Below are 25,563 nucleotides of genomic sequence, written 5' to 3' on the forward strand. Positions count from 1 at the left end.
CCAGCCGCTTCGTGATTGAAGGGGGCGGCGGTTGCCGCCCCTTTTTGCTAGCCCTTGGAGGCCTTATGCCCGACCCCACCCGCACCCCGCCGATTCCGCCCGAGAACGCTCCGGCGATACCAACCGTCGACAGCGACCGGCCCACTGCGAAGCAGCGGCCCGCGCGCGATGTGAAGAATGGGTCGTTCGACGACTCGGTGGCCGGCGAAGAAGACCCCGGCGCGGGCATCGACACCATGACACCGCGACCTGGCCGCACCTAACCGCCGAGCAAACGCATCAGCGGCGCCGCCGCGGCGGTTTGAGGCAAGGCGCGTTCGTCCTGCTCGTCCTTCAAGGCAATGCCGCTGACCTGGCGCGTTCGCGCCTCGCGCAGCAGCGCATGCAGCTTCGCCGCGGCGGCAGCCGGCGCAATGCCGGCAGCTCGCACGTTGGAGATGCAGTTGCGCTGGGAGTCCACCAGGCCGATGCGCGGCGCCCAGCTGAAGTAGACGCCCAGGCTGTCCGGCGCCGACAGGCCGGGCCGCTCGCCGATCAGCACCACGATGCAACGCGCGTTGAGCAGCGCGCCGACCTCGTCACCCAGCGCGACCCGCGCCTGCGTTGCGACGACGGGCGGCGCCCACGTCCAGCCACCCTCAAGCAACAGCCGCTCGCGCAGCGCGCTGAATAGCGGCAGCCCTTGTCGCTGCAGCGCAAGCGCCGACAGCCCGTCAGCGAAAACAAAGGCGAGATCGCACACCGGCGCATGAAGCCCCGCCAAGACAGCGGCGTCGGCCGCGTCGAGGCGGCGACCCAGGTCCGGCCGCTGAAGGTACACAGCCCGGTCCGGCGCCTGGCTCTGAACGGCCAGCGGCGCCTCACCCAGCGCGCGCAGGCCGCCCGACAAATCCTCGACATCCAGCGGCGCATGCACGGCGTCGCGCGCTTCGGCATGGGCCTGCTGGAAGGCGAGGTGGGCAGCAGTCGGCACGCTGACACCGGCGCGGCCCAGCGCGATGCGCGCGGCAGTGTGGCGACGCAGGCTGGCCCAGGGCTGGGTGATCACCGTCATGTCGCCGCCAACAGTGCCGCAAAGCCCGATGGCATGCCGTCGGCCAGCCGCGGTTCGGGGCCGGGCGTGAACACGCCCATGCGCTGCAGCCAGGCCTCGAACTCCGGCGCGGGCCGCAGCCCCAGCAGGCGGCGCATCGCCAGCGCGTCGTGGAAGCTGGTGCTCTGGTAGCCCAGCATGATGTCGTCCGATCCCGGCACGCCCATGACGTAGTTGCAGCCCGAAGCGCACAGCAGCGTCAGCAAGCTGTCCACATCGTCGACATCGGCCTCGGCATGGTTGGTGAAGCAGACGTCCACACCCATCGGCAAACCCAGCAACTTCCCGCAGCAATGGTCTTCCAGGCCGGCGCGCAGGATCTGCTTGCCGTCGAACAAGTACTCCGGCCCGATGAAGCCGACGACGCTGTTGACCAGCAGCGGCTCGAACTGCCGGGCCACCGCATAGGCCCGGCACTCCAGCGTCTGCTGGTCGCAGCCGTGGTGGGCACCGCTGGACAGCGCGCTGCCCTGGCCGGTCTCGAAGTACATGACCTGCCGGCCACCGCGCTTGAGCGCCAGCGCGGCGGCCTGCGCCTCTTCGAGCAGCGCCAGCGTGATGCCGAAGCCGGTGTTGGCGGCCTGCGTGCCGGCGATGGACTGGAACACCAAATCCACCGGTGCACCGCGCCGGATGGCCTCGATGGTCGTCGTCACATGCGTCAGCACGCAGCTCTGTGTCGGGATCTCGTGGTGTGTGATGACGGCGTCGAGCATCTGCAGCAGGCGCATGACCTGCGGCAGGTTGTCGGTGGCCGGGTTGATGCCGATGACCGCATCGCCCGCGCCCATCAGCAGGCCGTCCAGCAGGCTGGCCGCGATGCCGGCCTCGTCGTCCGTCGGATGGTTGGGCTGCAGCCGCGTGGCCAGCCGCCCGCGCAGCCCCAGCGTGCTGCGGAACTGCGTGACCACCTCGCAGCGGCGCGCGATCAGCATCAGGTCCTGCACGCGGCACAGCTTGCTGACCGCAGCGGCCATCTCGGGCGTCAGGCCGCGTGCGATTTGCGCGGGGTCCACCGCGTCGGCCAGCAGCGCATCCCGCAGGCCGCCGACGGTCAGGTGGGCGATGGGGGCGAAGGCGGCCGCGTCGTGGGTGTCGAGGATGAGGCGCGTGACCTCGTCGGCCTCGTAGGGCACGACGGCCTCGTTCAAAAAGGTGCGGAGCGGCAGGTCGGCCAGCGCCAGCTGCGCCGCCACGCGCTCGCGCGCATTCGCTGCGGCCACGCCGGCAAGCTCGTCGCCCGAGCGCCGCGGGCTGGCGCGCGCGAGCAGGGTGCGCAGGTCGGGGAAGTGAAAACGCTCGGCGCCGAGGGTGTGGGCGTAGGCCATGACGGGAGTGTCCGCAAAAGCCGTGGCGCCTGCATGACCGGCTCGCCCCCGCCGGGCCGCCGGTCAGGACGGCCGGAAGCCGTGCTTGCCGCCGTGTGACGGCAGGCGCATGACCCGCTCGACGGTCACCGGCTCGGTCACCTCGCTGGCCCGCCGGCAGGCCAACAGGAAGTCGGCCAGCAGCTTCGAATCATCGAACACGGTCGGCTCGCCGATGCCGTGGAACTCGGGGTGCCACTGCACGCCGGCCACGAAGGGGTGGCGCGTGCTGCGGATGGCTTCGACGATATCGTCATCGGGGCAGCGCGCCTCGACACGGAAGGCCGGCGCCAGGTCCTTGACACCCTGGTGGTGGATGCTGTTGACCCGGCAGTGCCGTGCGTTCGGGTAGAGATGGGCCAGCCAGCCGCCCGGCACCATGTCCACATGGTGGAAATTCTGCTCGTAGGCCTGGCGAGCGAAATGCGTTTCGCCTGTCTGCGGACGCTGGGTGGGCAGGTCCTGGTAAAGGGTGCCGCCAAAGGCCACGTTGAGCAACTGCATGCCCCGGCAGATGCCGAACACCGGCTTGCCGGCCTGGACGAAGGCGTCGATGAGGTTGAGCTCATAGTGGTCGCGGATGGCGTCGCCGGCCCATTCCGGCCGCAGCGCCTCCTCGCCGTAGGTGGCGGGGCAGACATCGTTGCCGCCCTGCAGCACCAGGCCATCCAGGGCCTGCGCATAACGGTCGATCTGATCGGCGCCGATCAAGGCCAGGCTGCGTGAATCCACGCCCGGCACCATCACCGGCAGGGCACCGCTGCGCGCCAGCCAGACCGCGGCCGATTGCTCCAGGTAGTGCAGGGTCCGGGTCCAGACGCCGCCCAGGTCGAGCACTGGCGTGGCGGGGTAGTAGATGCGCGCGGAAACGCCGATCAGCAGCGGTCGCAACTTGTCTGGGGTATGCAAGCACTCAAATATACGTGGGTCACCGCTGCGCGGGCGTAACAAGGGCGCCTCACCATGCTGTAACGGTGGGCGGATAGGCTGATATGCAACATGAATGACCTCCCACCCTGGAGCTGGCCTCTGCTCGCATGGGCCGCGTTGATAGCCGCCATCGTCCTGCTGCAGGGCAAGCTGTTGTTCGGTCGCACCTGGGTCATCCGCCGCACCGACCCCGGCCCGGCCGCAGCCCGGCGGCGCAGCGAGGCCGTCTGGCTGACCCGCCCACGCGGCGTGCAGTTGCAGGGCTGGCTGACCGTGCCCGCGGGTGACACGCCGCCGCGGCGAATGCTGCTGTGGTTCGGCGGCCGCAACGAGAACGTGGCCTGGACGCCAGACCTGGCGGGCTGGCTGCCCGACGACTGCGCCCTGCTGGCCTTCAACTACCGCAGCCTGGGCGCCAGCGGCGGCTGGCCGTCGGAGGCCGCCTGCGTGGCCGACGCCGAGGCAGCCGCGGCCTGGGGACTGGCGCAACTGGCGCTGCCGCCCGGCGCCCTGCACCTGGCTGGCCGCAGCCTGGGCACCGGCGTGGCCATGCAGCTGGCCGCGCGACTGGCCGCTTCCGGCCGGCCGGCGGCCAGCGTCGCACTGATCACGCCGCTGAAGAGCCTGCGCGCGGTGCTCGCGCGCAACCTGCTGCTGGCCCCGCTGACACCCTGGCTGCGCTCGCCGCTGGACAGCATCGCCGCCGCGCGGGCGCTGAACTGCGGGGTGCTGGTGCTGCTGGCCGAGCGCGACCGGCAGGTGCCGCATGCGCATTCGCGCACGCTGGTGAAGGCACTGCAGACCGCCGGCGCCGCCGTGACCGTGCACCAGCTGGCGGGCACCGATCACCGCAGCCTGGCACGCACGCCGGCGGCCATGCAACACCTGGGCGGGTGGCTGCGCATGACACCTCGGGGACACGCTGGCTAACCCTCTTGTCAGCGCCTGGCCGGGTGCCTAGCGTCGGCCTCCCACAAAACCAATGGAGACCTCATGACCCGACCCCTTCGCAGCCAGCTCGCCGCCGCGGCACTCGTGGCGCTGTTCGCCGGCCCCGCGTCTGCCAGCTTCAGCAACGCCTTCTTCTTCGGCGACAGCCTGTCCGACACCGGCAACGTCTTGGCGTTCGGCCAGATGCCTGCTGGCCCCTACTACCAGGGCCGCTTCTCCGACGGCCCGGTCTGGGTGGAATACCTCGCGGCCGGCATCGGCCACGCCGTCGCGGCCAAGGCGAACTACCTGGGCGGCAACAATTACGCCATCGGCGGCGCCCGCGTGGCGTCTGGTGCCACCAGCGTGCTCAACCAGATCGGCACCTTCAGCAGCAACTACGCCGTGGCCGACCCGAACGCGCTCTATGTCGTCGTCGCCGGCGGCAACGACATGCGTGATGCCCGCAGCGGCAACCCGGCCAACATCGACACCGCCGCTGCTGCGGCCGCCAACAATCTCAAGACCGCCATCGACCAGCTCGCCGGCAAGGGCGCCAAGCACTTCCTCGTGGCCAACCTGCCCGACCTCGGCGCAACACCCGAGGCCATGATGCTCGGCCTGACCGCCGCATCCACGCAAGCCACCAATGCCTTCAATGCAGAGATGAGCGGCGTGGTCAGCTACGGACAGGGCCTGGGCCTGACCATGAGCTTCTTCGACTTTGCCGCGCTCAGCGCCACGGTCCGCAACGATGCGCTCAACAACGGCGGCGGCCTCTACGGCATCACCAATGTCACGACGTCCTGCGGCAGCTTCCAGTTCTCGCCGGGCACGTCGTGCGCCGTCTCGCAGTTCAGCGACGCGCTGCACCCGTCGGCCGTGTCGCACGCCCTGATGGGCGCCGCGGCCATCGCCGCCGTGCCGGAGCCCGAGACCTACGGCCTGATGGCGCTCGGCCTGGGCGTCATCGGCTTCATGTCGCGCCGCCGCCGCGCCGGGGCCTGAAGCCCGCCACCCCGCAGGCGCCACCTTGCGTGCGCCTGCGGGGTTAGCGCCGGCCACGCGGGCAGGGAGAATCGTCGCCCATGAAGCTCAACCACGTCCTGCCCGCCCTGGCCGCCGCCGCGCTCTCCAGCACCGCCATCGCAGCCGATGGCCAGTTCCAGCTGCTGGTGCTGGCCATGCCCACCAAGTACCACTACGAGTACATCCCGGTGGCGCGCGAGAGCTTCGAGAAGCTCGCCAGGCTGCACGCCTTCGAGCTGACCTGGGCGGCGCAGCCCTATGCCTTCGAAGGCGACCTGAGCAAGTACGCGGCCGTCGTGCTGCTCAACAGCTCGGGCGAGGAATTCAACGAGGCGCAGCGCGCGGGGTTCGAGCGTTACATCAAGGCTGGCGGCAACGCCGTCGTCGTGCACCGCGCCATCATCAGCAAGCCGGGCCTGTGGCCCTGGTACGAAAAGCTGGTGGGCCGCTCCTTCGTCATCCACCCCATGCTGCAGACGGCCGTCGTCACCAAGACCGACCCGACCCACCCCGCCACCTTCGGCCTGCCGGACAAGTGGATCTGGAGCGACGAGTGGTACGAGTTCAGCAACCCGCACGGCGTGAAGATCAACCCCGTGCTGGCCGTGGACGAGCGCACCTACGACCCCACCAAGATCTGGCCGGGCCAGGTCGCCAAGGGCATGGGCGCGGACCACCCGGTGAGCTGGTGGCAGACCTACGAGAAGGGCCGCGTGTTCGTCACGGCGCTGGGGCACAACGGCGCGATGTACCGCGACGAGCGGTATCTGGACCACCTGTGGGGCGGGGTGTGGTGGGCGGCCACGGGCTACGGCCGGCCGCAGAAGTAGCCACAGCCGCGCGGTCAAGGCGCTGAGCGCTTGCGACCACCCCGCGCCGAAACCGCCGCCCGCTGGCAGACTGAGCCGCCATGAACACCAAGCGCCGATTGCTGACCTTGTCGCCGTTGCTCGCGCTGCTCCCGACGCACGCCCGGGCCGCCCCGCCCAACGTGCTGCCGCTCTGGCCCGAGGGCGTGCCCGCCGCGATGCGCGCCGACGCGCCTGCCGCCCGCGGCGAACTCGGCCCCGAGCGCGTGGACGCCAACGGCGCCATTGCCAATGTGTCGGTGCCCACGCTCACCGTCGTGGCGCCCGCCGTCGACCGCCACTCACCGCCCCATGGCACCGCCGTCATCCTGTGCCCGGGCGGCGGCTACCGCTACCTGTCCTGGCAGCACGAGGGCCTGCAATACGCTGCCTGGCTGAGCACGTTGGGCATCACGACCTTCATCCTCAAGAGCCGCCTGCAGGAGTGGGGCCACCCCGCACCCCTGCAGGACGTGCTGCGCGCCATCCGCCTGGTGCGCTCACGCGCGGCCGAGTTCGGCATCGCGCCAAACCGCATCGGCGTGATGGGCAGCTCCGCCGGCGGCCACCTGGCGGCCAGCGCCAGCACGCTGTTCGACCACGCTGACGGCCGCACCGGCGCCGCGCTGGACAACAACGTCAACGCCCGGCCCGACTTCGCCGCGCTCGTCTACCCCGTCATCACGATGACTGATCCCGCCGCCCACGCCGGCTCGCGCCGCTCGCTGCTGGGCGACAAGCCCAGTCCGGCGCTGCTGGCGCTGACCTCGCTGGAGCAGCAGGTGAGCAAGGACACACCGCCCACCTTGCTGCTGCACACCCAGCGCGACAAGACGGTGCCGGTGGACAACAGCATCCTGTACTACCAGGCCCTCACGCGCGCCGGCGTGCCGGCCGAGCTGTACGTCTTCGAGCAAGGCGGCCACGGCATCGGCATGCGCGACGGGTTCGGCACCGCTTCCGCCTGGCCACGCCACGCCGAGGACTGGCTGCGGCAGCGGGGGTTGTTAAGCGCGGCGGGGCGGTAAGGCGCGTTGCAAGGCGCCGCAAGGCCGGCGGCCAGCGGCATGGGCAAGACGTGGTGAGGAGGCGTGGCCCGCGCTGATGCCCCTCTAGATCACCTGGGCGCGTGGCGACGGGGTACGAAAGCAAGCAGAGGCTTAGCCGTGTCCTGAGCGTTCTCGTCACCGTAAATGCGCCGCCCGTTAGAGTGCTGGCCCAACGGGCGGCGCCTCCACACCGCCCGTCGTGACTCGCTTGGTCACGACTGATCTACCAGCGCCAGCAAAGCCAGGGCCAACCTGCTCTGCCCTTGAACTTGTAGGCACCACGTCCGCATTGCTGACAGACACATGAAGAACCAAGAATCTCTGAAGCAGCAAGGCGATGTCATCTGGAACATCGCCAATCTTCTACGCGGCCCCTACCGGCCACCGCAATACCGGCGCGTGATGATCCCGCTGACAGTGCTGAGGCGACTCGACTGCGTGCTGGAGGCCACAAAGAAGAACGTGCTGACCTACCACGGCCAGCTCAAGGCCAGCGGCAAGCACGACGACGAGACCATCGAGAAGATGGTGAACCACAAGTTCAAGCTCAGTTTTCACAACACCAGCGCCTTCACTTTCAAGAGCTTGCTGGCAGACGCCGACAAGCTCAATCCGAACCTTCGCGCCTACATCGCTGGCTTCTCCGCCAACGCCCGCAAGATTCTGGAGAAGTTCAAGTTTGAGGAGGAGATCGAGAAGCTTGACGAGGCCAATCGTCTCTTCGAAGTGGTTCAGTCGGTCGCCAAGGTCGACCTGCACCCTGACCGCATCCCCAACATCGAAATGGGCTACCTCTTCGAAGACTTGGTGCGTCGCTTCAACGAGCAGGCCAACGAGGAGGCCGGAGACCACTTCACGCCGCGCGAGGTTATCAAGCTGATGGTCAAGCTGCTGTTCACGCACGACGACCTCGTGTACGTAGACGGCAAGCGAATCACGATCTATGACCCCACCTGCGGGACCGGAGGCATGCTTTCCGAATCCGACAAGCTGATCGCAGACCCTGAGACAGGCCTGAACCCCGGTGCAAACCTTGAGCTGTTCGGCCAGGAATACAACCCAGAGTCCTACGCTATCTGTGGCTCCGACTTGATGATCAAGGACGAGGCAGTAAAGAACATCGTCTATGGCAACACCCTCGGCACCGGCAAGCCCAAGGAAGGCTTTGTGGACGGTGATGGGCACCCCGACGAGCGGTTCCACTACATGCTGGCCAACCCACCTTTTGGCGTGGAGTGGAAGCCCGAGAAGGACCACGTCACCAAAGAGCATGAGCAATTCGGCTTCAAGGGCCGTTTTGGCCCGGGCCTACCGCGCATCAACGACGGCGCGTTGCTCTTCCTGCTGCACATGATTTCGAAGATGCGCCCGGCCGACCGTAAGGGCGAGGGCTCGCGCATTGCCGTGGTGTTCAACGGCTCGCCGCTGTTCACCGGCGATGCCGGCGGTGGCGAAAGCAACATCCGCCGCTGGATCATCGAGAACGACATGCTGGAGGCCGTCATCGGCCTGCCCGACCAGCTCTTCTACAACACCGGCATCAGCACCTACATCTGGCTGGTCACCAACCGCAAGCGGCCCGAGCGGCGCGGCAAGGTGCAGCTCATCAACGCCGCCGACTTCGCCCGCCGCATGAAGAAAAGCCTGGGCGACAAGCGCAAACGCCTGGGTGACGGCACCAACGGCGAGAGCGACCAGCCCGACGGCTCGCCGGACCAGATCGGCTTCATCACGCGCCTGTACGGCAACTTCGGCCACGAGGTGCGCATGCCCTGGGCCGACATCGGCAACAACATCGACAACAGTGACCGTGATGCCGACGAGACTCTGTGCGTGAGCAAGGTGTTCCGCAACCAGGATTTCGGCTACCTCAAGATCACCGTCGAGCGCCCGCTGCGGCTGAACTTCACCGTCACCAACGAGCGCCTTCGCCGCGCGCAGCGCACCGGCGCCTTGGCCAACCTGCTGCTCTCGCGCAAGCGCAAGAACAAGGCGGCTGCCGAGGCAGAAATAGTCGCCGGCCGGCAGGCGCAGGCCAGCCTACTCAAGGTACTGCGCGGCATGCGCATGGCGTTTTTGGATGGCCGGCTCGTCAAGGACCGGGCCGAGTTCGACCAGATGCTCAACCAGGCCTTCAAAGCCGCCGGCTACGAGCTGGAGGCCGGTCTCAAGACTGCGTTGCTCGCCCCGGGCAGCTTGGGTGAGAAAGACCCCAAGGCCGAGGTCTGCTGGAACAAGAAGGGTGAATCCGAGCCCGATCCAGACTTGCGCGACACCGAGAACGTGCCCCTGCCCGAAGGCATCCAGCTGCCCCTCCCGCTGGACTACGAAGGCAAGAAGAATAAGGGCAAGGTCAGCCTTGAGCCCTTGCTGGAGTTGGTGCAGCAACACTGCGAGGACTACCTCGCCCGCGAGGTGTTGCCCTATCGTGACGACGCCTGGATCGACCACAGCAAGACCAAGGTCGGCTACGAGATCCCCTTTAACCGCCACTTTTACGAATACAAGCCGCCCCGCGACCTTACGGCCATCGAGAAGGACATCGAGGACCTGGAGCGCGACATCGTCGCCATGCTCAAGGAGATCACGGCATGAGCGGTGAACTGGTCATCTACCAAAGCGACGACGGTCAGGCCCGGGTGCAGTTCCGGCCCATCGAGGGCAGCCTGTGGCTCACCCAGCTGCAGTTGGCCGAGCTGTATGGCGTGACCGTCGCCAACATCAACATCCACCTGCGCAAGATCGTGCAGGAGGGCGAGCTGGCCGCCGAGGCAGTTATTAAGCAGGACTTAATAGCTGCCGCCGATGGCAAGCGCTACCCCACCAAGCTCTACCGGCTGGACATGGTGCTGGCCGTGGGCTACCGGGTGCGTTCCGTGCGCGGCACCCAGTTCCGCCAATGGGCCACGGCCCACCTCGCCGAGTACCTGGTCAAGGGCTTCGTCATGGATGACGAGCGCCTGAAGAACCCGGGCGGCGCTTGGGACTACTTCGACGAGCTGCTGGCCCGCATCCGCGAGATCCGCGCCTCGGAGAAGCGCTTCTACCAAAAGGTGCGCGACCTCTTTGCCCTCAGCAGCGACTATCGCGCGGGCGACGCCGGCACCCAGGTCTTCTTCGCCGAGGTGCAGAACAAGCTGCTCTATGCGGTGACGCAGAGGACCGCCGCCGAGCTGATCGTGGCTCGCGCTAACCCGGCCGAGCCCAACATGGCCCTCACCACATGGGAAGGCAGCCGCGTGCGCAAGGCCGACGTGGTGGTGGCCAAGAACTACCTGAGCGCCGACGAGGTGGACACCCTTAACCGCCTGGTGGTGATCTTCCTGGAACAGGCAGAACTGCGCGCCAAGGAGCGCCAGGACCTGAGCCTGGACTATTGGCGCCAGAACGTGGATCGCCTGCTGCAGTTCAGCGAACGCCCGGTGCTGCAGGGCGCCGGCAGCTTGCGCAAGGACGATGCCGACGCCATCGCCCACGAGCGGTACGCTCAATTCGACACGCAGCGTCGGCGTGGCGAGGCGCTGGCGGCCGATGCGGCGGACCTGGCGGAACTGGAGGCCTTGGGCGAGGCGGCCAAGCGGGCGCAGAGGAAGAAGGCGTGAGGTATCCGGCGTATCCCGAGTGGCAGCCGACCCACCACGGCCCGCTGAGCCGTTTGCCTGCCCACTGGGGCTGGCGCCGACTGCGCTTCCTGACCGAGCGCATCGAGCAAGGCTGGTCGCCCCAGTGCGACAACCTGCCTGCCGACGAAGAAGCCTGGGGCGTCATGAAGGTGGGTTGCGTCAACGGTCATGGCTTTGACGCGACCGAAAACAAGGCTTTGCCGCCAGACCTTGCGCCGTTGCCCGAATACGAACTCCAGCCCGGCGACGTGCTGGTGAGCCGCGCGAACACCCGTGAGCTGGTGGGCAGCGCCGCCCTGGTGCCGCAAGGCGTGCGCCCGCGTCTGCTGCTATGCGACAAGCTGTTCCGGCTGCGGCCGGTGCCGGGCATCCGGCGCGAGTTCCTGGTCTACCTGCTACGCACGCCTGCCGCCCGATTTCACTACGAGCGCGACGCCACGGGCGCCAGCGGCTCGATGCAGAACATCGGCCAGGACACGCTGAAGGACCTGGTGGTGCCGCTGCCGCCGGAGGATGAACAACGACACATCGCCAACTTCCTCGACTGGAAGACAGGCCAGATCGATGCGTTGATTGATCGGAAAAGCGGACTTAGCAGCAGCCTGAAAGGAGCGGAACTTTTGACCGAATACCGCTCCGCCCTCATTACCGCCGCCATCACCGGTCAGATCGATGTGCGCGGTGTGGCGGTGCCGGCCGCCGCCTGACTCACGACAACACAAGCACAAGCACACCAGGGAGCCCGCCATGCGCCAACACACCGAAGCCCGGCTGGAAGACGCCATCGTCCACGCGCTGTGCGAGGGTGGGGGCGGCTATCGCTTCATCGACTACCGACAGGGCGAGGCGGTCGGCCGTTTTGACAAGGCGCGTGCGCTGGATGCCGCCGAGTTGCTGGCCTTCATCCGGCAGACCCAGCCCAAGACCTGGGCCAGCCTGCACGCCGTGCATGGCGCCGAGACCGAGCGCATCGTCATCGACCACCTGGTGAAGGAGCTGGACACCAAGGGCATGCTCAAGGTGCTTCGCCAGGGCTTCAAGTGCTATGGCAAGACGCTGCGGGTGGCCAGCTTTGCGCCGGCCAATGGCCTGAACCCGCTGACCCAGGCCGAGTACGCGGCCAACCGGCTGGTGATGACGCGGCAGCTGCAGTACAGCGAGACCCACCACAACAGCCTGGATCTCGTGCTGCTGCTCAACGGCCTGCCGCTGGTGACGGCCGAGCTGAAGAACCCGATGACGGGGCAGACGGTGGAGTACGCCAAGCTCCAGTACAAGCGCGACCGCGATGGGCGGGAGGCGATCTTCGAGTTCAAGAAGCGGGCGCTGGTGCACTTCGCGGTGGATCCGGACCAGGTGTTCATGACCACCCGGCTCTCGGGCAGCCAGACGCACTTCCTGCCCTTCAACCGGGGCGACCACGGCCACGCAGGCAACCCGCCAGCGGCGGATGGCGGCTACCGCAGCGCCTACCTGTGGCGCGAGGTGTGGCAACGCGACAGCCTGCTTGACATCCTGGGGCGCTTCATGCACTTGCAGGTGGAGGAGAAACGCATCCTCACCGACGAGGGCATCAGGAAGATCAGCAAGGAGACCATGGTGTTCCCTCGCTACCACCAGCTGGACGCGGTGCGGCGCCTGGTGGCCCATGCGCGCGAACACGGCGCGGGGCGCAACTACCTGGTGCAGCACTCGGCGGGTTCGGGCAAGAGCAACACCATTGCCTGGCTGGCGCACCGGCTGGCCAGCCTGCACGACGCGGGCGAGGGCAAGGTGTTCGACTCGGTCATCGTGGTGACCGACCGCCGGGTGCTGGACCAGCAGTTGCAGAACACCATCCACCAGTTCGACCACAAGCAGGGCGTGGTGCAGAAGATCGACGAGGACACGCGCCAGCTGGTGCAGGCGCTGGCCAAGGGCACGCCCATCGTCATCACCACGCTGCAGAAGTTCCCGTTCGTGACCGAAACGCTGGACAAGCTGCGTGAGGCGCAGGCCGAAGGCGGCGGCGAGCTGGGCATTGCGACGCAGGGCAAGCGCTTTGCGGTGATCGTGGACGAGGCGCACAGCTCGCAGTCGGGCGAGAGCGCAATGCAGCTCAAGGGCGTACTGAACGCCCACGGCGTGCAGGAGGCAGCAGCGGAGTACGTGATCGAGCATGGGCTGGTGGACGACGAAGACGCAGCCGACCTGATGGCCGGCGTGGTGCGCGAGATGAGCAAGCGAGGCCGCCAGCCCAACCTGAGCTTCTTCGCCTTCACGGCCACCCCCAAGTACAAGACCAAGCAGGTCTTCAACGAGCCGGGGCCGGATGGCCGCACGCCGTTTCACCAGTACACGATGCGCCAGGCCATCGAGGAGCGCTTCATCCTCGACGTGCTGCGCCACTACATCACCTACGAGACCTACTTCCACCTGGTGCAGGTGGGCGATGACGACCCGCATGTGGAGCGCAAGCAGGCGGCGCGGGCGCTGGCCCGCACGCTGACCTTCCACGAGGTGAACCTGCGCACCAAGACCGAGGTGATCGTGGAGCACTTCCGCACCCATGTCCGCCACAAGATCGGCGGCCGGGCCAAGGCCATGGTGGTGACGGATGGCCGTCTGCACGCGGTGCGCTACAAGCGCGCGTTCGACAAGTACATCGCCGACAAGGGCTACACCGACATCAAGACGCTGGTGGCCTTCTCGGGCACGGTGGAAGACCCGGACCTGCCCGGCCAGCGCTGGACCGAAGTGGGCATGAACCAGGGCATCAAAGAGAGCGAGCTGCCCGAGCGCTTCGACTCGCAGGATTACCAGCTGCTGCTGGTGGCCGAGAAGTACCAGACCGGCTTTGACCAGCCCTTCCTGCACACCATGTACGTGGACCGCACGCTCACGGGCCTACAGGCGGTACAGACGCTGTCGCGCCTGAACCGCACCTGCGCGGGCAAGGAGGACACCTTCGTGCTGGACTTCCGTAACAAACCGGGGGAGATCTTCAAGGCCTTCAAGCCCTACTACGAAGACACGCCGACCGAGCCGCTGACCGACCCGCAGCACCTCTATCGCCTGCAGCACGACATCGAGGAGGCGGGCCTTGTTCACACTGCGGAGGTTCAGGCCTTCTGCGCGGTGTACTTTAAGCCGCGCCGCAAGTCATCGGTCACTGATCACGAGCAGATGAACGCGGTGCTGGACCAGGCGGTGCAGCGCTACAAAGCCTTGGTTGTTGAAGAGCAAGATGAGCTGAAGGCGCAGCTGGTGAACTTCCGCAACCTGTACGGATTCCTCTCGCAGGTCATCCCGTACCAGGACAGTGACCTGGAGCAGCTCTACACGTACCTGCGGTTCCTGCTCACCAAGCTACCCAGGCGCGAGGGTGGCACGCCCGTGCAGGTGGAAGATGAAGTGGAACTGGAGTACTACCGCCTGCAGAAGATCGGCGAGCAGCGCATCGACCTGAGCCAGGGTGAGGCCAAGCCGCTAAAAGGGCCGGGCGACGTGGGGACGGGGCAGCCGGAACAGATGGTTCGGCTGTCAGAGCTGATCGACATCCTCAACGAACGTTTTGGCACCGACTTCAGGCAGGCCGATCAGCTGTTCTTTGATCAGATCCAGGAGCAGGCCGTGGAAAACGAGGCGCTTCGCAAGGCCGCGACCAGCAACTCCAAGGACGACTTCCGCTCGGTGTTCGAGAAGGCCTTTGAGGGGCTGGTGATCGACCGCATGGAGGGCAACGAAGACATCTTCGGCCGGTTAATGGCTGATGGCGAGTTCCGCAGACTGGCTGTGGAGCACCTGCTGAGCAAGGTCTACGCGCAGTTGAAAAACGCGCCAAGCGCCTAGTTTCCTAGAGTTGCCGGCCGGCGCGCCCGGACGGACGTCAAACGTCGATATTCCCCGCCCTCAACGCATTCGTCTCAATGAAATCACGACGCGGCTCCACCTCGTCGCCCATCAGCATCGTGAACACCTTGTCCGCCTCGATGGCGTCGTCGATCTGCACGCGCAGCAGGCGGCGCACGTTGAGGTCCATCGTCGTTTCCCAGAGCTGCTCGGGGTTCATCTCGCCCAGGCCCTTGTAGCGCTGGCGGCCGACGGCGCTTTCGGCTTGCTGCATCAGCTAGGCCATGGCGGCGCGGAAGTCCTCGACCTTGCTTTGCTTGGCTTTCTCGCCTCGCCCTTGCGCACGTTGACGTGTCGGTGCACCGGGCTTGAGTGGACATGCTTTTCATAAAATGTCGATTTACCAAAGATAAATCGACATGTAATGGCATCATGTCGATCAGCTAGACATATCCGCCTAATAGGTCGATTTCCAATCTAAAGATCAACACATGCCTTTCGATCCCACTCGGCCACACAACGATCTGCCGGCCTTGCCGCCAGCGGTGGAGCTGGAGTCAAGGGCCGTCTTGAAAGCCTGCATTTCCGCGCGTGCCGTCGTCGCAGAGCTGAAAGCCGTTGGACGCCTCATTCCCAACCAGGGTGTGCTGATCAACACCATTCCGCTACTCGAGGCTCAGGCGAGCAGCGAGATCGAGAACATCGTGACGACGACCGATCAGATGTTCCTGTTCGATGGCGTGAGTGAAGGTAACGCCGACCCAGCCACCAAGGAGGCGTTGCGCTACCGCACGGCTTTGTGGGAGGGCTTTCAGGCCCTCAAGGAGCGTCCGCTGTCCACCAACACTGCGGTACAGATCTGCCGCGCGATCAAGGGCGTGGACATGGACGTGCGCCGCACGCCAGGCACCACGCTCAGCAACGCCCAGACTCTTGAAGTCATCTACACGCCGCCCGAGGGTGAAGCTCTGTTGCGCGAGAAGCTGGCCAACTGGGAGCGGTGGATGCACGGTGCGCTGCCCGGTAGCGAAGAGATTGATCCGCTGGTGCGCATGGCGGTAGCGCACTATCAGTTCGAGGCCATCCACCCATTCACCGATGGCAACGGCCGCACGGGCCGAGTCATCAACTTGCTGTATTTGGTAGAGCAGGAATTGCTAGACATCCCTGTGCTTTACCTGAGCCGGCACATTCTCCGTAACCGCGCCGAGTACTACCGCGGCCTGCAGTCCGTCACCCAGGATGGCGCATGGGAACCCTGGTTGCTGTACATGCTGCAAGGTGTGTCCGACACGGCCCGCTGGACGATGAACAAGATCCACGCCGTGCGCAAGCTGTTGGACGTGACGACTGAACGCATGCGGCAGGAGGCACCGCAGGTCTACTCGCGTGAGCTGGCCGAACTCGTCTTCGAACGACCGTATTGCCGCATCGCGCATGTGACGAATGCCGGCCTGGCAAAGCGCCAGACAGCCAGTGTTTATCTGAAGCAATTGGCCGACATCGGCATCTTGCGCGAGCACAAAGTAGGTCGCGAGAAGATCTTTGTGAATCCGGCGTTCGTTGACTTGCTGAAGCAGGACTGAGCAGCGTCGTCGGTTGTTACTCCGCCGCAGCCTCTTTGCGCTTGATTGCCATAGCCAGCAAATCACGCAGGTAGCCCATCCGCTCCCACTGACTCGAAAGCGTCAGGCCTCCCAGCAGGATGCCGCCCAGAAGCGCCAGCCCGAGTAAAAACCAAGGCGGTTCGCCTCCCTGAAGCAGGCCCCGGATCTCTTTCCACGACGCCCACCCCGCCGCGATCAAGGTCAGCAGCGCGAGCTTGTCATGGCCACCGAAAAATCGCGTTTGGCGCCGCTCAATGCGCTTGATCTTCTGCTCGAACCACGCGTCGGCTGATCGCAATACGTCTATCGAGAACTTTGCGAGTGAATCCGCGTACGAGGCGTCGTTTTCGTATTCACTCGCCCAGTTCTGTCCCTGCCGTTGTTGCATCTCACGAAAGTGGAGAACTTCGGCCGCGACGGTGCAAAACAAGCTCACGACGGCCACTAGCGGCATGACGCCTAGACCGAAGAACCAGAGAAGCCAGTCCAAGCTAGGCCCGACTGAGCCAATGCCGTACCTAAGCCAAGCAAAGATGGCAACACAGGCGAGCAGGGGCAGGCCAATCAAATTCGCACGAGTGGCAATTCGATTCAATACTTTGGACTGGGGGCCTCGAGTGCCTTCAATGTCGAAGGGAACACAAATGGCCAGCTGTTCAAAGACAGCTCTGACGTCAGAGCCCGAGGCCTGCCCATCTACTGGCTCCGATGCGTCGCCATCCATTGCCAGAGCCCGTCAAACGTCGATGTTCCCCGCCCTCAACGCATTCGTCTCAATGAAGTCCCGTCGTGGCTCCACCTCGTCGCCCATCAGCATCGTGAAGACCTTGTCCGCCTCGATGGCGTCGTCGATCTGCACACGCAGCAGGCGGCGCACGTTGGGATCCATCGTCGTTTCCCACAGCTGGCCGGGGTTCATCTCGCCCAGGCCCTTGTAGCGCTGGCGGCCGACGGCGCCTTCGGCCTGGCCCATGAGCCAGGCCATGGCAGCGCGGAAGTCCTCGACCTTGCTTTCCTTGGCCTTCTCGCCCTCGCCCTTGCGCACGATGGCACCGGGCTGGATCAGGCCCTGGAAGCTCAGGCCCGCGTCGGCCAGCACGGCGTAATCAGCGCCGTGCACGAAGTCGGCGGAGATGACGCTGGCGCGCACGTTGCCGTGGTGGGTGCGGGCGATCTTCAGGAACAGCTTGTCGGTGCGCGGGTCGGTCTCGACCGTCACGAGCGCGTCGTGCAGCAGGCCCTTGAGGCTGGCCGCGCTGGTCTCGGCGGCTTCAGGCGTGTCGAGGTCCAGCGCCAAGCCGTTGGCCAGCACGTGCAGGGCCTCGATGTCCATCCAATTGGAAAGCCGGGTGATGACGGCTTGCGCGGCGACGTACTTGCGGGCGAGCGCATCGAGCGTGTCGCCCTTGAGCGTGTTGCCGGTGCCGGTATCCAGCGACGCATCCTGGAGCGCAACCTTGAGCAGGAAGCTGTCGAGCTCGGGCGCGTCCTTGAGGTATTGCTCGTGCTTGCCGACCTTGACCTTGTAGAGCGGCGGCTGGGCGATGTAGATGTGGCCGCGCTCGCAGAGCTCGGGCATCTGGCGATAGAAGAAGGTCAGCAGCAGCGTGCGGATGTGGGCGCCGTCCACGTCCGCGTCGGTCATGATGATGATGCGGTGGTAGCGGAGCTTGTCGGGGTTGAAGTCGTCGCTGCCGGCGCCGCGGCCGATGCCCGTGCCTAAAGCAGTGATCAGCGTGATGATTTCATTGCTGGTCAGCAGCTTCTCGTAGCGGGCCTTTTCGACGTTCAGGATCTTGCCGCGCAGCGGCAGGATGGCCTGGAACTTCCGGTCGCGGCCCTGCTTGGCGGAGCCGCCGGCGGAGTCGCCCTCGACGATGTAGATCTCGCACATCGCCGGGTCTTTTTCCTGGCAGTCGGCCAGCTTGCCGGGCAGGCCCAGGCCGTCGAGCACGCCCTTGCGTCGTGTCATCTCGCGGGCCTTGCGGGCGGCCTCACGGGCGCGGGCAGCGTCGAGGATCTTGCCGCAGATGATCTTGGCGTCGGTGGGGTTCTCGAGCAGGTAGTCGGTCAGCAGGCGCGAGACGATGTCTTCCACCGGGCCGCGCACTTCCGAGCTGACCAGCTTGTCCTTGGTCTGCGAGCTGAACTTGGGCTCGGGCACCTTGACGCTGACGACGCAGGCCAGGCCTTCGCGCATGTCGTCACCGGCGACCTCGACCTTGGCCTTCTTGGCCAGCTCGTTGTCCTCAATGTACTTGTTGATGACGCGGGTCATCGCGGCGCGCAGACCGGTGAGGTGAGTGCCGCCGTCGCGCTGCGGGATGTTGTTGGTGAAGCAGAGGACGTTCTCGTTGAAGCCGTCGTTCCACTGCATGGCGACTTCGACGCCGATGTTGGTCTGCTGGTCGCTCATCTTGTCGCCGATGGCGTGGAAGATGTTCGGGTGCAGGGTCGTCTTGCCCTTGTTGATGAACTCGACGAAGCCCTTGACGCCGCCGGCATAGGCGAAGTTGTCTTCCTTGTTGTTGCGCTCGTCGACCAGGCGGATCTTGACGCCGTTGTTCAGGAACGAGAGCTCGCGCAGGCGCTTGGCGAGGATGTCGTAGTGGTAGTCGTTGTTCTCTTTGAAGATCTCGGTGTCGGGCAGGAAGTGCACTTCCGTGCCGCGCTTGTCCGTCTCGCCGGTGATCTTCATCGGGCTGGTCTCGACACCGTTGACCAGGACGATCTCGCGGTCCTGAGGGATGCCCTGGGCGAACTCCATGAAGTGGACCTTGCCGTTCTGGCGCACGGTCAGGCGCAGGAACTTGGACAGGCCGTTCACGCAGCTCACGCCCACCCCGTGCAGGCCGCCGGAGACCTTGTACGAGTTCTGGTTGAACTTGCCGCCGGCGTGCAGCTCGGTCAGCGCGATCTCGGCGGCGGAGCGCTTGGGCTCGTGCTTGTCGTCCATCTTGACGCCGGTCGGGATGCCGCGGCCGTTGTCGATGACGGAGATGGAGTTGTCGGTATGGATGGTGACGACGATGTCGTCGCAATGGCCGGCCAGGGCCTCATCGATGGAGTTGTCGACCACCTCGAAGACGAGGTGGTGCAGGCCGGTGCCGTCGGACGTGTCGCCGATGTACATGCCCGGGCGCTTGCGCACGGCCTCCAGGCCTTCGAGGATCTGGATGGAGCTGGCGTCGTAGACCGCGCCCGACTTGGCCTCGGCCGCAGCGGCGGCCTGCTGGTTGGCGTTCAGGCCATCGGGGTGTTCGGCACTGCTGGAAACATCACTCATCGGGAACTCTCTCTCACTCGCGGGCGACAAACTCATCACCCTTTAAAAGCACTGAAGCGGGCCGAGGCCCGCTGTGTGTCCAAGTCAGTTCTGACTCAGATCCGCATCGGCATCACGACGTACTTGAAGCCGGTGGTGTCGGGGATGGTCAGCAGCGCGCTGCTGGCGCTGTCGTTGAGGTCGATACAGACCATGTCCTGGCTCATGTTGGCCAGGGCATCCATCAGGTAGGTGACGTTGAAGCCGGTCTCGATCTTGTCGCCGGCGTAGTCGATCTCGATCTCTTCCTTGGCCTCTTCCTGCTCGGCGTTGCTGGACGCGATGGACAGCAGGCCCGGCTCGAAACTCAGGCGCACGGCCTTGAACTTCTCGCTGGTCAGGATGGCGGCGCGCTGCAGGCTGGACAGCAGCGGCGCGCGGCCCAGCGTCAGGCGGAACTTGTGGTTCTTGGGAATGACGCGGTTGTAGTCGGGGAACTTGCCCTCGACGAGCTTGGTGACGAACTCCATGCCGCTGAACGAGAACTTGGCCTGGTTGCCAGCGAAGCGCATCTCGATGAGGGTGTTCTCGTCGACGTCCTTGCCGTCCTTGAGCAGTCGCTGCAGCTCCAGCACGGTCTTGCGCGGCAGGATGACTTCCTGCTTGGGGATGTCGGTGTCCAGCTCGGCCTGGGCCAGCGCCAGGCGGTGGCCGTCGGTGGCCACCAGCGTCAGGTTCTTGCCTTCGGCGACGAACAGGATGCCGTTGAGGTAGTAGCGGATGTCATGCACCGCCATCGCGAAGTGGACCTGGTTGATCAGGCCCTTGAGCGCCTTTTGCGGCACGCTGAAGGCAGGGCCGAAGTCGGCGGCTTCCTGCACCAGCGGGAAGTCGTCGGACGGCAGGGTCTGCAGCGTGAAGCGACTCTTGCCGCCCTGCAGCGTCATCTTGTTGGCGTTGCTCGTCAGACTGACGACCTGGTCGCTCGGCATGGAGCGCAGGATGTCGATGAGCTTGCGCGCGCCGACGGTGGTGGACAGGTTGCCCGCATCGCCATCAAACTGCACCGTGGTGCGTACCTGGATCTCGAGGTCGCTCGTCGTCAGCTCCACCTGGTTGCCGGTCTTGCGGATCAACACATTGGCCAGGATGGGCAGCGTGTGACGCCGCTCAACGATGCCGGCCACTGCTTGCAGCGCGCCGAGCACCTGATCCTGGGGAGCTTTCAAAACGATCATGAGGGCCTCTTGGGGGGAGAGATTTCAGCTGGGGCCAAGCCCAAAAACGCGCGCGCGCGTGAAGCTGCGATTGTCGCCCGGAAAGGGTGCGCGGCCAGGCTGCCGGGGCTTGGCGAAGGCTACGGGTCAACCCGTAGCCGACCTTTGGTTCAGCCCTTCAAGGTCTGCTCAAGCACGTGCAGCTGCTGGTTCAGCTCGGTGTTCTTCTGGCGCTCGCCGCCGATCTTGCGCACCGCGTGCAGCACGGTCGTGTGGTCCCGGCCGCCGAAGAGCTCGCCAATCTCGGGCAGGCTCTTCTGCGTCAGCTCCTTGGCCAGGTACATCGCAATCTGGCGCGGCCGGGCGATGCTGGCCGGGCGCTTCTTGGAGTACATGTCGGCGACCTTGATCTTGTAGAAGTCAGCCACGGTCTTCTGGATGTTCTCCACACCGATCTGGCGATTCTGGATGGACAGCAGGTCCTTGAGCGCCTCGCGGGCCAGCGTGATGCTGATTTCCTTGTGCGAGAACTTGGCATAGGCCAGCACTTTGCGCAGCGCGCCCTCGAGCTCCCGCACGTTGGCGCGCACGTTCTTGGCGACGAAGAAGGCGACGTCCTCGGGCATGGGCGTGCCCTCGGCCTCGGCCTTCTTGATCAGGATGGCCACGCGCATCTCCAGCTCGGGCGGCTCGATGGCCACCGTCAGGCCGGCGTCGAAGCGTGAGGTGAGCCGCTCGTCGATGTCCACCAGCCCCTTGGGGTAGGTGTCCGACGTCATGATGATGTGCGCCTTCTTGGCCAGCAGCGCCTCGAAGGCGTTGAAGAACTCCTCCTGCGTGCGGTCCTTGCCAGCGAAGAACTGCACATCGTCGATCAGCAGCAGGTCCAGCGAGTGGTACTTGGCCTTGAGCTCGTCGAAGGTCTTGCGCTGGTAGTTCTTGACGACGTCGGAGATGAACTGCTCGGCGTGCAGATAGAGCACGCGGGCGTCGGGCCGGTCCTTCAGCAGCGCATTGCCGACGGCGTGGATCAGGTGGGTCTTGCCCAGGCCGACGCCGCCGTAGATGAACAGCGGGTTGTAGGTGATGCCCGGCGCGCCGGCCACATGCAATGCGGCGGTGCGGGCCATCTGGTTGGCGCGGCCGGGCACCAGCGTGTCGAAGGTCAACAGCGGGTTGATGCGGTGCTTGGCCGAGGCAGGCGCCTGCGACGGCAGCATCATCGTGCTGGCCGTGGTGGCGGTGGGCCGCGGACCGGCGCCGGCATCCGGCTGCGCCGATGTCTGCTGCGCTGGCGCGGCGTTCACGCTGGACGCGGGCATGGCGATGGGCGCGCCCGACGGCTCGCGCGCCGTCAGCGACAGCTCAAGCCGCGTCGGGCGGCCGGCGAGTTCGGTCAGGATGGCTTCGATGCGGGCCGCGTACTGGCGGCGGATCCAATCGCGCTTGAAGTGGTTGGGCACCTTCAGCGTTGCGACCAGGGCGGTTTCAGGGGCGCCAACGCCTTCCAGCGTGGCCGGCGGCAGCGGGCGGATCCAGGTGTTGAACTGCTGCTCGGGCAGCTCGGTGGCCAGGCGCTCGCACCCGCGACGCCACAGCTCCGTTGCCCAATCCGCCGAACCCATGCTCTGTTCGCCCGCCTTCAAAACCTGCACCCCATCCACCCTCTGTTCTTCTTGGCTCATTGTGGAAAACTTCTTTTCGAGCGGCCGGATTGTACGGAACCGAGGCCGACGAAGGACGGGTTATCCACAGAATTCGGACGAGGGTCAATCCCTGGCAAACCCGGCTTGAGACTGGCGACTTATTGACCGGTGTTGCCGCTTCTGCTGTAATGCCGGGTTTTCGCCCACTGCGATTTATCGCCGTGCGCTTTTCTTGCCCGACCTGCTTCGGGCATTTCCTGCCCGGGTGCCAACCGCTGTGCCCGGACCGAACAAGCCCTCAAAAGCCTCAAAAGGGGTTCCCCATGAAGCGTACCTACCAAGCCTCCAAGACCCGCCGCGCCCGCACCCATGGCTTCCTCGTGCGCATGAAGACGCGCGGTGGCCGCGCCGTGATCGCCGCTCGCCGCGCCAAGGGCCGCAAGCGCCTGGCCGTCTAAGGTCTTGTCGCACAAGGCGGCGCTCCCGCGTCGCCCGCATCCGGGCTCCCGATGATCGGTCGCATCCAACGCCCGGTGGATTTCGAGCGGGTTCTCGCCCGCCCGAGCCGCTCTCGCAGCGTCCACTTCGCCTTGCACCATCTCTCGGCCCACCCGGCGCCCAGCGCCTGGGCAGCTGCAAAGTTACGCACAGCCCAGGCCGAGTTATCAACAGGCGACGAACAAGCTGCCCACAATGTTGTGGAACCAAGCCCGCCCCGCGACTGCTGGGTGGGCATCGTCGTGCCCAAACGGCACGCCAAGCGGTCGGTGACGCGGGCACTCTTGAAGCGCCAGATCCGCGCCGCATTTGCCGAGCGTCCCGGCATGCCGCCGGGTTTGTGGGTCGTCCGCTTGCGCTCGCCGTTTGATCGCCAGAAGTTCCCGAGCGCCGCATCCGATGCGCTGCGCCAGGCCGCACGCGCTGAACTGGCCCAGTTGCTTGATCGCGCCCTGGCCCCGGCTGCACCGAAAGCCGGAGCGCCGGCATGACGCCGAGCTGGCCCGCCCGCGCGCTGATGGCCGTCGTGCGCGGCTACCGCCTCATGCTCAGCCCCTGGCTGGGCAGCGCCTGCCGCTTCGAGCCGACCTGTTCGCGCTATTCGCTCGCCGCCCTTGAAAAACACGGCGCGCTGGCCGGCAGCTACCTGACCGTGCACCGCATCCTGCGCTGCGCTCCGTGGTGCGCCGGCGGGCACGACCCCGTGCCTGACCGCGTGCTTGACAATGCGCCGCGGCTGTTTTCGCGCCTCATTTCTCCCTCCCTGGCGCGCACCTGCGCGTCCTCTTCCTCGTCCGAGTCTCCCAATGACTGATATTCGCCGCACCGTGCTGTGGGTGGTGTTCACCATGTCCCTCGTCCTGCTCTGGGACGGCTGGCAGAAGCACAACGGACAACCCTCGATGTTCAGCCCCGCGCCGCGGGCAGCGTCGACAGCACCGGCCTCGCCCGCATCCGGCGGCGTGCCGTCCGCGATTGCCGGCGCTGCACAGGCAACCGGTGCCGTCCCCGCGCCTGCTGCGGCAGCGCCTTCCGAGAAGATCACGGTACGCACCGACGTGCTGACCGTCACGGTCGACACGCTGGGAGGCGACATCGTCCGCGCCGAACTGCCCAAATACCTGACGTCCTATGACCCGGACGTCACCGACCAGCTGCTGCAGATGGTCGGCTTGCAGAAGAAGCCCGAGTTCAAGCCGCAGCCGGTCGTCCTGTTCAACGCCGGCCAGCAGTACCGCGCCCAGACCGGTCTGGTGGGCGGCCCGGCACCGCTGCCGACGCACAACACGCCGATGACGGCCGTGGAAGGCCCGCGCGAGCTGGAAGCCGGCAGCGACGAAGTCAAGCTGCGCCTGGAGTCGCCCGAGGTCGGTGGCGTCAAGCTGGTCAAGACCTATACCTTCAAGCGCGGCGCCTACACGATCGGCGTCACCCACGAGATCATCAACGCCGGTGCCGCGGCGGTCACGCCGCAGGTCTATCTGCAACTGGTGCGCGACGGAAGCACCGTCACCGGTGGCGCGGCGTTCACGCCGAGCTTCACCGGTCCGGCGGTCTACAGCGACAAGGCCAAGTTCCAGACCGTCACCTTCGAGGACATCGACAAGAACAAGGTCGACATCGAGAAGCAGGCGACCGACGGCTGGGTCTCGATGATCCAGCACTACTTCGCCAGCGCCTGGCTGGTCAACGAGCAGGTCAGCCGCGAGTTCTTCGTGCGCAAGCTGCCCGGCCAGGCCGGCGTGCGCGGGGACACCTATGCCACCGGCATGGTGTTCACGCTGCCCACCTTGGCGCCAGGCGCCAGCACGACGCAACAGGCCACGCTGTTTGCAGGCCCACAGGAGGAGAACAACCTCGCCAAGCTGGCCCCGGGTCTCGAGCGCGTCAAGGACTACGGCGTGCTGACGATCCTGGCCGAGCCACTGTTCTGGCTGCTCGACAAGCTGCACGGCTTCATCGGCAACTGGGGCTGGACCATCGTCGCCCTGGTCGTGCTGCTGAAGATTGCGCTGTACTGGCTCAACGCCAGCGCCTACAAGTCCATGGCCAAGATGAAGGCCGTCGCGCCGCGCGTCGCCGAGCTCAAGGAGCGCTACAAGGACAAGCCGCAGGAAATGCAGCAGGAGATGATGAAGATCTACCGCGAGGAGAAGGTCAACCCGATCGGCGGCTGCCTGCCCATCTTTGCGCAGATGCCCATCTTCATGGCGCTGTACTGGGTGCTGCTGTCCACCGTCGAGATGCGCCAGGCGCCGTGGATTCTGTGGATCACCGACCTGTCCGTGCGCGACCCCTACTTCATCCTGCCGCTGCTGATGATGGCGACCAGCCTGTTCCAGGTCTGGCTCAACCCGCCGGCAGCCGACCCCATGCAGCAGAAGATGATGTGGATCATGCCCGTGGCCTTCGGCGTCATGTTCTTTGTCTTCCCGGCCGGCTTGGTGCTGTACTGGCTGACGAACAACATCCTGTCGATCGCACAGCAGTGGATGATCAACAAACAGATGGGCGTGAACTGAGTCACGTGAATCTGCACAGCCCCCGCAGCCGGGGGCTACTTTCTGCCTGCAGTTAGCAGTTCAATGGCTTCGCGGGGCAGAGAACACCGGCCTGGACGGGGCTCACGA

21 protein-coding genes and 1 pseudogene are annotated in these 25,563 nt (G+C 65.9%); 14 read left to right on the forward strand and 8 right to left on the reverse strand.

Going from position 1 to position 25,563, the window contains the following annotated elements:
* The first annotated feature begins 65 nt into the window (after positions 1 to 65).
* Entirely contained in the window at positions 66 to 263 is a 198-nt protein-coding gene (locus ASC81_RS12595; protein ID WP_056267317.1) for a hypothetical protein, read from the forward strand.
* On the opposite strand, the gene eutC is transcribed toward ASC81_RS12595, so the two are convergent.
* From eutC to ASC81_RS27875, 3 genes are all read right to left on the reverse strand, one after another.
* Positions 260 to 1,054, reverse strand: coding sequence for an ethanolamine ammonia-lyase subunit EutC (gene eutC, locus ASC81_RS12600; protein ID WP_056267319.1), 795 nt, complete (start codon positions 1,052 to 1,054; stop codon positions 260 to 262). The two genes, ASC81_RS12595 and eutC, sit on opposite strands and share 4 nt — an antisense overlap.
* On the reverse strand, positions 1,051 to 2,421 hold the full coding sequence (locus ASC81_RS12605) for an ethanolamine ammonia-lyase subunit EutB (protein WP_056267322.1): 1,371 nt from the start codon (positions 2,419 to 2,421) through the stop codon (positions 1,051 to 1,053). The genes eutC and ASC81_RS12605 overlap by 4 nt, the downstream gene beginning before the upstream one ends.
* A 63-nt stretch (positions 2,422 to 2,484) precedes the next feature.
* Positions 2,485 to 3,369 carry a gamma-glutamyl-gamma-aminobutyrate hydrolase family protein gene (locus ASC81_RS27875; RefSeq protein ID WP_082536469.1) on the reverse strand — a complete coding sequence of 295 codons (885 nt, stop codon included), beginning with the start codon at positions 3,367 to 3,369 and terminating at the stop codon, positions 2,485 to 2,487.
* Positions 3,370 to 3,459: 90 nt separating this feature from the next.
* Between ASC81_RS27875 and ASC81_RS27880 the strand changes: the two genes are divergently transcribed.
* The 8 genes from ASC81_RS27880 (at position 3,460) to ASC81_RS12650 (ending at position 14,700) form a co-directional block, all read left to right on the forward strand.
* A complete protein-coding gene (locus tag ASC81_RS27880) occupies positions 3,460 to 4,320 on the forward strand; it encodes an alpha/beta hydrolase (RefSeq protein WP_056267325.1) in 861 nt (286 codons plus the stop codon).
* A 63-nt stretch (positions 4,321 to 4,383) separates the two neighbouring features.
* Entirely contained in the window at positions 4,384 to 5,328 is a 945-nt protein-coding gene (locus ASC81_RS27885; RefSeq protein WP_056267328.1) for an SGNH/GDSL hydrolase family protein, read from the forward strand.
* Positions 5,329 to 5,408: 80 nt separating this feature from the next.
* Complete coding sequence (locus ASC81_RS12625; RefSeq protein WP_056267331.1) at positions 5,409 to 6,179, forward strand: ThuA domain-containing protein; 771 nt, start codon at positions 5,409 to 5,411, stop codon at positions 6,177 to 6,179.
* Between the two features lie 80 nt (positions 6,180 to 6,259).
* Complete coding sequence (locus ASC81_RS12630) at positions 6,260 to 7,225, forward strand: alpha/beta hydrolase (protein ID WP_056267333.1); 966 nt, start codon at positions 6,260 to 6,262, stop codon at positions 7,223 to 7,225.
* 324 nt (positions 7,226 to 7,549) lie between these two features.
* A complete protein-coding gene (locus ASC81_RS12635) occupies positions 7,550 to 9,841 on the forward strand; it encodes a class I SAM-dependent DNA methyltransferase (protein WP_056267336.1) in 2,292 nt (763 codons plus the stop codon).
* Positions 9,838 to 10,848, forward strand: a complete 1,011-nt coding sequence (locus ASC81_RS12640) for a virulence RhuM family protein (RefSeq protein WP_056267340.1) — start codon at positions 9,838 to 9,840, stop codon at positions 10,846 to 10,848. The genes ASC81_RS12635 and ASC81_RS12640 overlap by 4 nt, the downstream gene beginning before the upstream one ends.
* A 164-nt stretch (positions 10,849 to 11,012) precedes the next feature.
* Positions 11,013 to 11,576, forward strand: a complete 564-nt coding sequence (locus ASC81_RS12645; RefSeq protein WP_156392042.1) for a restriction endonuclease subunit S — start codon at positions 11,013 to 11,015, stop codon at positions 11,574 to 11,576.
* 40 nt (positions 11,577 to 11,616) lie between these two features.
* On the forward strand, positions 11,617 to 14,700 hold the full coding sequence (locus ASC81_RS12650) for a type I restriction endonuclease subunit R (RefSeq protein ID WP_056267600.1): 3,084 nt from the start codon (positions 11,617 to 11,619) through the stop codon (positions 14,698 to 14,700).
* A 37-nt stretch (positions 14,701 to 14,737) separates the two neighbouring features.
* On the opposite strand, the pseudogene gyrB (ASC81_RS12655) reads toward ASC81_RS12650, so the two are convergent.
* Positions 14,738 to 15,040 (reverse strand): annotated as a pseudogene (gene gyrB / locus ASC81_RS12655) (DNA gyrase subunit B); the annotation flags it as partial.
* A gap of 151 nt (positions 15,041 to 15,191) precedes the next feature.
* On the opposite strand from gyrB (ASC81_RS12655), the gene fic reads away from it, so the two are divergent.
* Positions 15,192 to 16,286, forward strand: coding sequence for a protein adenylyltransferase Fic (gene fic, locus ASC81_RS12660; protein WP_056267349.1), 1,095 nt, complete (start codon positions 15,192 to 15,194; stop codon positions 16,284 to 16,286).
* Between the two features lie 16 nt (positions 16,287 to 16,302).
* Here fic and ASC81_RS12665 read toward each other — a convergent pair whose 3' ends face one another.
* The 4 genes from ASC81_RS12665 to dnaA form a co-directional block, all read right to left on the reverse strand.
* Positions 16,303 to 17,031: a hypothetical protein gene (locus ASC81_RS12665; protein ID WP_156392044.1), complete on the reverse strand. Its 729-nt coding sequence runs from the start codon at positions 17,029 to 17,031 to the stop codon at positions 16,303 to 16,305.
* 12 nt (positions 17,032 to 17,043) lie between these two features.
* On the reverse strand, positions 17,044 to 19,593 hold the full coding sequence (gene gyrB / locus ASC81_RS12670; protein ID WP_082536470.1) for a DNA topoisomerase (ATP-hydrolyzing) subunit B: 2,550 nt from the start codon (positions 19,591 to 19,593) through the stop codon (positions 17,044 to 17,046).
* A gap of 95 nt (positions 19,594 to 19,688) precedes the next feature.
* Positions 19,689 to 20,810 carry a DNA polymerase III subunit beta gene (gene dnaN / locus ASC81_RS12675; protein ID WP_056267355.1) on the reverse strand — a complete coding sequence of 374 codons (1,122 nt, stop codon included), beginning with the start codon at positions 20,808 to 20,810 and terminating at the stop codon, positions 19,689 to 19,691.
* A gap of 149 nt (positions 20,811 to 20,959) precedes the next feature.
* Positions 20,960 to 22,414 carry a chromosomal replication initiator protein DnaA gene (gene dnaA, locus ASC81_RS12680; protein WP_056267357.1) on the reverse strand — a complete coding sequence of 485 codons (1,455 nt, stop codon included), beginning with the start codon at positions 22,412 to 22,414 and terminating at the stop codon, positions 20,960 to 20,962.
* A gap of 344 nt (positions 22,415 to 22,758) precedes the next feature.
* Between dnaA and rpmH the strand changes: the two genes are divergently transcribed.
* The 4 genes from rpmH to yidC are packed head-to-tail and all read left to right on the forward strand — an operon-like array spanning position 22,759 to position 25,455.
* Positions 22,759 to 22,893, forward strand: a complete 135-nt coding sequence (gene rpmH / locus ASC81_RS12685; RefSeq protein WP_054021782.1) for a 50S ribosomal protein L34 — start codon at positions 22,759 to 22,761, stop codon at positions 22,891 to 22,893.
* A 51-nt stretch (positions 22,894 to 22,944) separates the two neighbouring features.
* Complete coding sequence (locus ASC81_RS12690) at positions 22,945 to 23,424, forward strand: ribonuclease P protein component (protein ID WP_082536471.1); 480 nt, start codon at positions 22,945 to 22,947, stop codon at positions 23,422 to 23,424.
* Complete coding sequence (yidD, locus tag ASC81_RS12695; RefSeq protein ID WP_056267360.1) at positions 23,421 to 23,747, forward strand: membrane protein insertion efficiency factor YidD; 327 nt, start codon at positions 23,421 to 23,423, stop codon at positions 23,745 to 23,747. Before ASC81_RS12690 ends, yidD begins: the two co-directional genes overlap by 4 nt.
* Positions 23,740 to 25,455 carry a membrane protein insertase YidC gene (gene yidC / locus ASC81_RS12700; RefSeq protein ID WP_056267362.1) on the forward strand — a complete coding sequence of 572 codons (1,716 nt, stop codon included), beginning with the start codon at positions 23,740 to 23,742 and terminating at the stop codon, positions 25,453 to 25,455. The genes yidD and yidC overlap by 8 nt, the downstream gene beginning before the upstream one ends.
* The last annotated feature ends 108 nt before the right edge of the window (positions 25,456 to 25,563 follow it).

This window comes from Pelomonas sp. Root405 (genome assembly GCF_001425165.1).
In the GTDB taxonomy this organism is placed as follows: Bacteria; Pseudomonadota; Gammaproteobacteria; order Burkholderiales; family Burkholderiaceae_C; genus Pelomonas.